Annotated in this window: 2 protein-coding genes; both read right to left on the reverse strand. The window is 49.5% G+C overall.

Annotated features, from left to right (window positions below):
• The coding region (dnaK, locus tag JU82_RS04725) for a molecular chaperone DnaK (protein ID WP_037947180.1) at nt 1–1,318 on the reverse strand (1,318 nt) is incomplete at its 3' end.
• A gap of 120 nt (nt 1,319–1,438) precedes the next feature.
• Complete coding sequence (gene grpE, locus JU82_RS04730; RefSeq protein WP_037947183.1) at nt 1,439–2,005, reverse strand: nucleotide exchange factor GrpE; 567 nt, start codon at nt 2,003–2,005, stop codon at nt 1,439–1,441.
• Between the last annotated feature and the right edge of the window lie 115 nt (nt 2,006–2,120).

The raw sequence follows: 2,120 nt of genomic DNA on the forward strand, positions 1-2,120 counted from the left end.
GCTCACCTTGAACAACGCTGATGCTCACCGCAGGCTGGTTGTCTTCGGCGGTCGAGAACACTTGCGATTTTTTAACCGGGATGGTGGTCCCTTTTTCGATGATTTTCGTCGCGATGCCGCCGAGCGTTTCGATCCCGAGTGACAACGGCGTAACGTCCAACAGAAGAACGTCTTTAACGTCTCCGCGCAGAACCCCGCCCTGAATAGCGGCACCGGCTGCTACGACTTCATCGGGGTTTACCCCTTTGTTGAGCGTTTTTCCGCCGAACTCGTCGGAGACCATTTTTTGTGCGATCGGAAGACGGGTTGAGCCCCCGACCATGATGATTTCGTTGATCTCGTTTTTGCCAAGACCTGCGTCTTTCATCGCCGTTTTGATGTGGCTAATCGTCTCTTTGACGAGCGTATCGATCATCCCTTCGAATTTGGCACGGGTCAGTTTGACCACCAGGTGTTTCGGACCCGTCGCATCGGCGGTGATAAACGGAAGGTTGATCTCCGTCTCTTCTGCGGAAGAGAGCTCTTTTTTCGCATTTTCAGCCGCGTCTTTGAGACGTTGAAGCGCCATTTTGTCCGCTTTGAGATCGATCCCGTGGTCTGATTTGAACTCGGATGCCAAGAAATCGACGATCTTGTTGTCGAAGTCGTCCCCGCCTAGGAACGCATTCCCGTCGGTTGAAAGAACTTCGAACGTCCCCTCAGAGATTTCAAGAACCGTAACGTCGAACGTTCCGCCCCCCAAATCGTACACGAGGACTTTTTCGTCCCCTTTGGAATCCAGACCGTACGCCAAAGCCGACGCCGTCGGCTCATTGATGATACGAAGGACGTTCAATCCCGCGATAGTTCCGGCCTCTTTGGTCGCTTTACGCTGTGCGTCGTTGAAGTACGCCGGAACGGTGATAACCGCGTCGGTGACCGCTTGTCCGAGGTAGCTTTCTGCATCCGCTTTCAGTTTTGAAAGGATTTTTGCCGAAATTTCCTGAGGCGTGTAGACTTTGCCCGCCACGTCAACCGCAGCCATACCGTTTTTGTCGACGATTTTGTAGGTGACTTTGTCGTGCGCCTCTTTGGCTTTTTCCTCGTTCATCATCAGACCCATGATCCGTTTGACCGAATAGATCGTTTTGTCCGGGTTGGTGATCGCCTGACGTTTCGCCGGATCACCGACAAGGATCTCCCCTTTGTCGGTAAACGCGACTACGGAAGGAGTCGTGTTTTTACCCTCTTTGTTCGGGATGATTTTCGCTTCGCCGCCTTCGTAGACAGCCACACATGAGTTTGTTGTTCCAAGGTCGATACCAATAACTTTTGACATTGTAGTTCCTTTGTTTTAAGTTCGTTTTTTATTTTACGCCGATGCCGGAAGCATCGATGTGCTTTAGTGCCTTAGCGACAAGCGTAGACTATCGGGACTTTGTTCCGATAGTCGTTCAAATTAATTGGCTATGACAACCATTGCGTCGCGCAAGGTTCTCTCTTTGTAGCGATACCCTTTTTGGAAGGTATTCACAATCGCACCGCTTTCGTGATCCGGGCTGTCCACGCTCTGAACGGCATTGTGGATATTCGGATCGAACGGTTCGGATTCATCCACCGGAGTCACACCGTGTTTTTCGAGTACGCCCAGAAGCTGTTTCATCGTGAGTTCGACACCCTCTTTGAGCTTTTCGAGCAATACCGCCGGTTCCGCTTCGATCTCGGCCGCACCGATGGCCATCCCCAGTGAATCGACTACCGGGATCAGATCTTTGGCGAATTTTTCGTTCGCGTACTCAAGCGCCTGATATTTCTCTCGCTCAAGCCGTTTCTTAATATTATCGAAATCAGCATGAACTCTGGCATATTTATCGTTCATTGCGGCCAGCTGCGCTTGTAAAGTTTCTAATTCGTTTCCTGTCTCGGCGACGGTCTCTTCACCTTCTACTGCGGTGCTTTGATCTTCGCTTACGACTTCTTCTTTGGTTTCGGTTGACATAATTTCAAAAGACTCCTTTGTTGAAATCCGGTGTTATTATAATGCATTGAGTCAAGTATTGTCAAGGGGTATATTAATTTTTTTATGCAATATAGTTTAGTCTGTTACTATCAACCATATAACATCAGCCTAAATGGTATAA

This window comes from Sulfuricurvum sp. MLSB (assembly GCF_000747095.1).
Taxonomy (GTDB): Bacteria; Campylobacterota; Campylobacteria; order Campylobacterales; family Sulfurimonadaceae; genus Sulfuricurvum.